This is a genomic window from Endozoicomonas sp. SESOKO3 (genome assembly GCF_024606255.1).
Window position 1 is genome coordinate 1 of sequence record NZ_JAHHPR010000267.1, and the last position, 7,163, is coordinate 7,163.

General features: G+C 52.4%; 16 protein-coding genes and 2 pseudogenes. 16 read left to right on the plus strand and 2 right to left on the minus strand.

The window, feature by feature from the left end:
• Positions 1–89 (minus strand): annotated as a pseudogene (locus tag KDK18_RS04760) (30S ribosomal protein S3); the annotation flags it as partial.
• Positions 90–100: 11 nt separating this feature from the next.
• Positions 101–421 carry a 50S ribosomal protein L22 gene (rplV, locus tag KDK18_RS04765; RefSeq protein WP_257253576.1) on the minus strand — a complete coding sequence of 107 codons (321 nt, stop codon included), beginning with the start codon at positions 419–421 and terminating at the stop codon, positions 101–103.
• On the opposite strand from rplV, the pseudogene rpsC reads away from it, so the two are divergent.
• From rpsC to rpmJ, 16 genes and pseudogenes are all read left to right on the plus strand, one after another.
• Positions 372–677 (plus strand): annotated as a pseudogene (gene rpsC, locus KDK18_RS04770) (30S ribosomal protein S3); the annotation flags it as partial. The gene rplV and the pseudogene rpsC sit on opposite strands and share 50 nt — an antisense overlap.
• Positions 678–688: 11 nt before the next feature.
• On the plus strand, positions 689–1,102 hold the full coding sequence (gene rplP, locus KDK18_RS04775; protein ID WP_257253577.1) for a 50S ribosomal protein L16: 414 nt from the start codon (positions 689–691) through the stop codon (positions 1,100–1,102).
• Positions 1,102–1,293, plus strand: a complete 192-nt coding sequence (rpmC, locus tag KDK18_RS04780) for a 50S ribosomal protein L29 (RefSeq protein ID WP_252177324.1) — start codon at positions 1,102–1,104, stop codon at positions 1,291–1,293. Before rplP ends, rpmC begins: the two co-directional genes overlap by 1 nt.
• A gap of 2 nt (positions 1,294–1,295) precedes the next feature.
• Positions 1,296–1,559 (plus strand): 30S ribosomal protein S17, encoded by a 264-nt coding sequence (gene rpsQ, locus KDK18_RS04785; RefSeq protein ID WP_034841753.1) that lies wholly within the window; start codon positions 1,296–1,298, stop codon positions 1,557–1,559.
• 104 nt (positions 1,560–1,663) lie between these two features.
• A complete protein-coding gene (gene rplN / locus KDK18_RS04790; protein WP_062268071.1) occupies positions 1,664–2,032 on the plus strand; it encodes a 50S ribosomal protein L14 in 369 nt (122 codons plus the stop codon).
• 11 nt (positions 2,033–2,043) lie between these two features.
• Positions 2,044–2,361, plus strand: coding sequence for a 50S ribosomal protein L24 (rplX, locus tag KDK18_RS04795; protein WP_257253580.1), 318 nt, complete (start codon positions 2,044–2,046; stop codon positions 2,359–2,361).
• Between the two features lie 11 nt (positions 2,362–2,372).
• Positions 2,373–2,912, plus strand: a complete 540-nt coding sequence (gene rplE / locus KDK18_RS04800) for a 50S ribosomal protein L5 (RefSeq protein ID WP_257253585.1) — start codon at positions 2,373–2,375, stop codon at positions 2,910–2,912.
• Between the two features lie 15 nt (positions 2,913–2,927).
• Entirely contained in the window at positions 2,928–3,233 is a 306-nt protein-coding gene (gene rpsN, locus KDK18_RS04805) for a 30S ribosomal protein S14 (RefSeq protein ID WP_257253590.1), read from the plus strand.
• Positions 3,234–3,262: 29 nt separating this feature from the next.
• Positions 3,263–3,655 (plus strand): 30S ribosomal protein S8, encoded by a 393-nt coding sequence (rpsH, locus tag KDK18_RS04810; protein WP_257253592.1) that lies wholly within the window; start codon positions 3,263–3,265, stop codon positions 3,653–3,655.
• 12 nt (positions 3,656–3,667) lie between these two features.
• A complete protein-coding gene (gene rplF, locus KDK18_RS04815; RefSeq protein WP_257253594.1) occupies positions 3,668–4,201 on the plus strand; it encodes a 50S ribosomal protein L6 in 534 nt (177 codons plus the stop codon).
• Positions 4,202–4,213: 12 nt separating this feature from the next.
• Entirely contained in the window at positions 4,214–4,564 is a 351-nt protein-coding gene (rplR, locus tag KDK18_RS04820) for a 50S ribosomal protein L18 (RefSeq protein ID WP_257253596.1), read from the plus strand.
• A gap of 11 nt (positions 4,565–4,575) precedes the next feature.
• Positions 4,576–5,088, plus strand: a complete 513-nt coding sequence (gene rpsE, locus KDK18_RS04825) for a 30S ribosomal protein S5 (protein WP_252177316.1) — start codon at positions 4,576–4,578, stop codon at positions 5,086–5,088.
• A 3-nt stretch (positions 5,089–5,091) separates the two neighbouring features.
• Complete coding sequence (rpmD, locus tag KDK18_RS04830) at positions 5,092–5,274, plus strand: 50S ribosomal protein L30 (RefSeq protein ID WP_252177315.1); 183 nt, start codon at positions 5,092–5,094, stop codon at positions 5,272–5,274.
• 1 nt (position 5,275) lies between these two features.
• Positions 5,276–5,710, plus strand: a complete 435-nt coding sequence (rplO, locus tag KDK18_RS04835) for a 50S ribosomal protein L15 (RefSeq protein WP_257253599.1) — start codon at positions 5,276–5,278, stop codon at positions 5,708–5,710.
• Positions 5,711–7,036 carry a preprotein translocase subunit SecY gene (gene secY / locus KDK18_RS04840; RefSeq protein WP_257253601.1) on the plus strand — a complete coding sequence of 442 codons (1,326 nt, stop codon included), beginning with the start codon at positions 5,711–5,713 and terminating at the stop codon, positions 7,034–7,036.
• A 49-nt stretch (positions 7,037–7,085) separates the two neighbouring features.
• Positions 7,086–7,163 (plus strand): 50S ribosomal protein L36 (rpmJ, locus tag KDK18_RS04845; RefSeq protein WP_257253602.1); only part of this gene is annotated, 78 nt, incomplete at its 3' end.

Here is a 7,163-nt window from a genome sequence, read left to right on the forward strand (position 1 = left end):
GCGTATTGCTGACCTTCAGCAAACCATACAGATCTGTGGGGCTTTACGATGCCCAGTCGGATCCCATTTGGATGTACTTTCTGACCCATGTGATCGCTCCTTAGACCTCTGCAACCTTAACCGTGATATGGCAAGACCGCTTCAGAATGCGATCAGCACGGCCCTTGGCACGTGGACGAATGCGCTTCATGGTCATACCTTCGTCAACGAAGATAGCAGACACTGTCAGCTCATCGATATCCATGCCTTCGTTGTTCTCTGCGTTTGCAATCGCAGATTCCAACACTTTTTTGACCAGCTCTGCAGCCTTTTTAGGGCTGAATGCCAGCAGGTCCAGGGCTTCACCAACAGCTTTGCCTCGGATCTGGTCAGCAACCAGGCGCGCTTTCTGGGCAGAAATGCGTCTGGGCGCGAAGGGCATCAAAGTGCAAATCAGTGGTCGTCTTGGCGGCGCTGAAATTGCTCGTACCGAATGGTACCGTGAGGGTCGCGTACCTCTGCACACTCTGCGTGCAGACATCGATTACGCAACTTATGAAGCTCTGACTACCTACGGTATCCTGGGCGTTAAAGTATGGATCTTCAAAGGCGAAGTGATTGGCGGAATGGCAGCTGAAACTGAAAAGCAGCCTAAAGAACCAGCCAAACGTCCTAAGAAGAGACAGGCTAAGAAGTAAGGAGCGCGGTAATGTTACAGCCAAAGCGTACGAAATTTCGTAAGCAGCAAAAGGGTCGCAATCGCGGCCTGGCACACCGCGGCTCCACTGTTAGCTTCGGTGAATACGCATTGAAAGCAACAGGCCGTGGACGCATAACTGCTCGTCAGATCGAAGCAGCACGTCGTGCCATGACCCGTCACATCAAGCGTGGTGGTAAAATCTGGATTCGCGTCTTCCCTGACAAACCGATCTCCAAAAAACCCCTCGAGGTTCGTATGGGTAAAGGTAAGGGTAGTGTCGAGTACTGGGTAGCACAGATCCAGCCGGGTCGTGTCCTGTACGAAATGGAAGGTGTGTACGAAGAGCTGGCTCGCGAGGCGTTTGCCCTTGCTGCCGCAAAGCTGCCAGTGGAAACTGCCTTCGTTAAGCGGAGCGTGATGTGATGAAAGCTGCTGAATTGCGTGAAAAAACGGTTGAACAGCTCAACGAAGAGCTGGTCACACTGCTGCGGGACCAATTTAACTACCGTATGCAGAAAGCGACGGGTCAGCTGAGTCAGACTCATCTGCTGAAGCAGACCCGACGCGACATCGCCCGTATTAAGACGGCGTTGAATGAGAAGGCAGGTATTTAACAATGGCTGAAGACAAGAAAGTCCGTACTCTGACCGGTAAGGTTGTGAGTGACAAGATGGACAAGACCGTCACCGTTCTTATTGAGCGCCGTGTTAAACATCCGCTCTACGGTAAGATCGTTAAGCGGTCCACCAAGTTGCACGCTCACGACGAAAACAATGATTGCCGTATGGGTGATATTGTCACAATCAAGGAAACACGTCCTTTGTCTAAGTCCAAGACATTTGAACTGGTTTCCATTGATGAGCGTGCTACTCAAATATAAGGCCACGGTGCCCTGGGTCTGAGTAGAAGTGGCTGGTCTTGTGGCCAGCCTGTTGTACAACGACTGGCGGGTACCCGTCTGCAGTTTGGGCTTGGAGAATAAGCATGATCCAGACAGAATCTCAACTCGAAGTAGCCGATAACTCCGGCGCTCGTCGAGTACAGTGTATCAAGGTGTTGGGTGGATCCCATCGCCGCTACGCCCACATCGGGGACATCATCAAAGTCACCGTTAAGGAAGCAATTCCACGCGGTAAGGTCAAGAAAGGCCAGGTGATGAACGCAGTTGTAGTGCGTACTAAAAAAGGCGTTCGTCGTCCAGACGGTTCCGTAATCCGCTTCGATGGCAATGCTGCCGTTCTGCTGAACGCAAGCAATCAGCCAATCGGTACCCGTATCTTTGGGCCAGTGACTCGTGAACTGCGTGGTGAGCAGTTTATGAAGATCATTTCCCTGGCACCAGAAGTACTGTAAGGGAGCAGGAAATGAAAAAGATCCGTCGTGACGACGAAGTTATCGTCATTGCAGGCAAGGACAAAGGTAAGCGCGGCAAAGTGCAAACCGTTCGTGCCGATGGCAAGCTGATCGTTTCTGGTATCAACATGATCAAGAAGCATCAGAAGCCAAACCCGACATTGGGCACCCCTGGTGGCATCGTTGAAAAAGAAGCGCCTATTCAGGCTTCCAACGTTGCAATCCTGAACACAGAAACCGACAAGGCTGATCGTGTTGGCATTGCTATCTCTGAAGATGGCAAGAAACAACGCGTGTTCAAGTCTACCGGTCAACCGGTTGACGCGTAAGGGGTGGCATAATGGCAAACTTCAAGACTAAATATCGTGAAGAGATCCTGCCCAAGCTCAGAGAAGAGCTGGGCGTGAGCAATGTTCACGAAGTTCCTCGTATCACCAAAATCACTCTGAACATGGGTGTGGGTGAAGCGATCGGTGATAAGAAAGTCATCGAAAACGCTGTTGCTGACATGGAAAAAATCGCCGGTCAGAAAGCAGTCGTTACCAAGGCACGTAAATCCGTTGCAGGCTTCAAGGTTCGTGAAGGCTGGCCAATCGGTGTTAAAGTGACCCTGCGTGACGAACGTATGTACGAATTCCTGGAGCGTCTGGTTGACATCGCCCTGCCTCGTGTTCGTGACTTCCGTGGTATCAGCCCGAAGTCTTTCGACGGCCGTGGCAACTACAGTATGGGTGTTAAAGAGCAGATCATCTTCCCGGAAATCGATTACGATAAAGTCGACGCTTTGCGTGGTCTGGATATTACCCTGACTACCACAGCCAAGACTGACGACGAAGGCCGTGCACTGCTGAAAGCCTTCAACTTCCCATTCCGTAACTGATTAAGGTACGAGCCCATGGCAAAAGTATCCATGAAGCAGCGGGAGTTTAAGCGTCAGCGCACCGTTGCCAAGTTCGCAGAGAAGCGCGCTGCGCTGAAAGCGATCATCGTCAGTCCTAACAGCTCTGAAGACGAGAAGTGGGACGCTCAGATAGCACTGCAGAAGCAGCCACGTGATGCCAGCTCATCTCGTCTGCGTAACCGCTGCCGTGTAACAGGTCGCCCTCACGGCTACCTGCGTAAATTCGGTCTGAGCCGCATCAAACTGCGTGAAGCAGCCATGCGTGGTGACGTTCCAGGTCTGGTTAAGGCCAGCTGGTAAGCGCGATTGATCTTCTGGAGAGATAGATAATGAGTATGCAGGACCCGTTAGCAGATATGCTAACTCGTATCCGTAATGCCCAAATGGCAGAACATGCATCTGTCGAAATGCCCTCTTCCAAGGTAAAGGCTGCTGTAGCCAAAGTCCTGAAGGAAGAAGGTTACATTACCGATGCACGTGTTGAAGGCGAAGTACAGAAAACTCTGATCATCGACCTGAAATACTATGAAGGCAAACCTGTCATCGAAAACCTGAAGCGCGCCAGCCGTCCGGGTCTTCGTTCTTACGCAGGTAAGGAAAGTCTGCCAAAAGTGAAAGGCGGTCTCGGTATTGCCATCGTTTCTACCAACAAAGGTGTAATGACCGATCGTGCTGCACGTGCAGCCGGTGTTGGTGGCGAAATTCTTTGCACCGTATTCTAAGGGAGGGGTCAGATGTCTCGAGTAGCAAAAAGCCCTGTGGAAATCCCTGCCGGTGTTGAGATCAAGTTGAACGGTCAGCACATCTCCATCAAGGGTGGTAAAGGTCAACTGGAGCTGAGCATTCACTCCAACGTTGAAGTAAAGCAGGAAGAAAACGTCCTGACTTTCGAAGCCCGTGATGGTGCCAAGCACTCTCGTGCACTGGCTGGTACTACCCGTGCACTGGTTAACAACATGGTGACCGGTGTGACCGCTGGTTTCGAAAAGAAACTGCAGTTGGTTGGTGTAGGTTATCGTGCGCAGGCCAAGGGCAAGAGCCTGAATCTGAACCTCGGTTTCTCTCACCCGGTTGACTACAGTCTGCCGGAAGGCGTTACTGCGGAAACTCCAAGCCAGACCGAGATCCTGATCAAGGGTATCGACAAACAGCTGGTTGGACAGGTTGCAGCGGAAATCCGCGAATTCCGTCGCCCGGAGCCCTACAAAGGCAAGGGTGTCCGCTACGCCGACGAACACGTTCGTCGTAAAGAAGCCAAGAAAAAGTAAGGTAGGGTGATCATGATTGATAAAAATTCTGCTCGCCTGCGTCGTGCCCGCCGTGCACGGATGAAGATGCGTGAACTGGGCGCCAACCGTCTGAGCGTTCATCGCACACCGCGTCATATCTATGCGCAGGTGGTTGCCCCTGAGGGTGACAAGGTGCTGGCCTCTGCCTCCACCGTAGAGAAGGAGCTGCGTGGCGAAGCTACCGGTAACGTTGAAGCTGCTAAAAAAGTAGGTGCTCTGATTGCTGAGCGTGCTAAAGCTGCTGGTGTTGCCAAGGTCGCTTTCGACCGCTCCGGTTTTAAGTATCACGGTCGTGTTAAGGCTCTCGCCGATGCAGCCCGTGAAGCCGGTCTGGAATTCTGAGGGTAGGCATCATGGCGAAAGATGAGCGTAAACCGCAAAACAATGACGAAGGTCTGATCGAAAAGCTGGTACAGGTTAACCGTGTAGCCAAAGTGGTGAAGGGTGGTCGTATCTTCGGTTTCACAGCCCTGACCGTTGTTGGTGATGGTAAAGGCAAAGTGGGCTTCGGTCGTGGCAAGGCGCGTGAAGTGCCAGTTGCTATCCAGAAGGCTATGGAAGCTGCCCGTCGCAACATGATCCAGGTCGACCTGAACGGCGACACTCTGCAGTACCCTGTTAAAGCCCGTCACGGTGCTTCCAAGGTCTACATGCAGCCTGCTTCTGCGGGTACTGGTGTTATTGCCGGTGGTGCTATGCGTGCTGTTCTGGAAGTGGCTGGCGTACATAACGTACTGGCCAAGTGCTACGGTTCCACCAACCCTGTGAACGTTGTTAACGCAACCTTCAAGGGTCTGCGCGACATGCGTTCTCCTGATGACATTGCTGCCAAGCGTGGCAAGTCTGTTGAAGACATTCTGGGGTAAGTCATGGCTGAGAAGATCAAAGTGACGCTCGTAAAGAGCACTAACGGTCGCCTCGAAAGCCACAAGGCTTGCGTCCGTGGCCTGGGTCTGCGTCGCATCAACCACACGGTTGAAGTGGAAGATACTCCTTCCGTTCGCGGCATGATCAACAAGGTATCTTACCTCGTTAAGGTCGAAGGAGAATAACATGCGTCTGAATACTCTGAGTCCTGCTGAAGGCAGTCGTAAAGAGCGTAAGCGCGTTGGCCGTGGCATCGGTTCCGGTTTGGGTAAGACCGGTGGCCGTGGTCACAAAGGTCAGAAGTCTCGTTCCGGTGGTTCAGTAAGACCTGGTTTTGAAGGCGGACAGCAGCCACTGCAACGTCGTCTGCCCAAGTACGGTTTTACTTCCCGCAAGGCGCGTTTTACTGCTGAAATTCGTTTGCACGAGCTGGCCAAGGTTGAATCCGACGTGATCGATCTGGCTGCTCTGAAGGCTGCAGACCTTATCAACGGTAGCATCCTGCGTGCGAAAGTGATACTGTCCGGCGAACTGAACAAGGCCGTAACACTGAAAGGTGTGGCAGCTACCAAGGGCGCACGCGCCGCGATCGAAGCTGCTGGTGGTAAGATCGAGGACTAAATGGCTAAGACACTACCTGTTGGGAATCAAAGCGGTTTGGGCGAGTTAATTTCTCGCCTCAAATTCGTATTTCTGGCGATCCTTGTATATCGGATCGGTGCTCATATTCCTGTGCCCGGCATCAACCCTGATGCCCTGGCCCGGATGTTTCAACAAAATGAAGGGACCATTCTTGGCCTGTTCAACATGTTCTCTGGTGGTGCTCTGGAGCGTATGTCGGTACTGGCGCTGGGAATCATGCCCTACATATCGGCGTCCATCATCATTCAGTTGATGACGGTGGTCAGCCCGCAGTTGGAACAGCTAAAGAAGGAAGGTGAATCGGGCCGACGCAAGATCAGCCAGTATACCCGCTACCTGACAGTGGTGCTGGCGTTCGTTCAGGGTACCGGCATGACCGTAGGTCTTGCCAACCAGGGCGTAGCATTCAATCCTGATATCAGCTTCTACGTGGTCGCTGTAGTCACCTTCGTAACCGGCGCCGTCTTTATGATGTGGCTGGGCGAGCAGGTGACTGAACGCGGGATTGGTAACGGCATCTCTATCCTGATTTTTGCAGGTATTGTCGCTGGTCTGCCTGGCGCGATTGGGCGGTCTTTCGAGTCAGCCCGTCAGGGTGACATCAATATCCTGGCGCTGCTCGCAATCGCCCTGCTGGCCATTGCAATTATCGCGTTCGTTGTATTCATTGAGCGTGGTCAACGCCGTATTACTGTCAATTACGCCAAGCGTCAGCAAGGTCGTAAAGTATTCGCGGCACAGAGCAGCCATTTGCCTCTGAAAGTCAATATGGCCGGTGTTATTCCAGCTATCTTTGCTTCCAGTCTTCTGCTCTTTCCTGCATCCATTGCACAATGGTTTGGACAGGGTGAAGGTTGGGAATGGCTTCAGGATATCGCACTGGCGCTGGGTCCGGGTCAGCCGCTGAACATAGTTCTGTTCTCGGCAGGGATCATCTTTTTCTGCTTCTTCTACACTGCACTGGTCTTCAACCCGAAGGACGTTGCGGACAACCTGAAGAAGTCAGGGGCATTCATTCCGGGTATTCGTCCTGGTGAACAGTCTGCCCGTTACATCGATGGTGTCCTGACTCGTTTAACCATGTTTGGCGCTATTTACATGACAGCGGTATGTCTGCTGCCACAGTTCCTGGTAGTTTCGGCTAACGTGCCTTTCTATCTGGGTGGTACCAGTCTGCTGATCGTAGTAGTGGTCGTCATGGATACGATGGCTCAGGTGCAGTCTCACCTGATGTCACATCAGTACGAGTCACTGCTGAAGAAATCCAATCTTAAGGGCTATGGTGGTGGTGGCCTGATCCGCTAACACCGGTTCTGCAACGAATGCCGCTAGCTCTGAAATGGTGGAGTGAATAATGAAAGTACGTGCATCGGTCAAGAAAATCTGCCGTAACTGCAAGATTATCAAGCGCAAGGGCACTGTTCGTGTGATC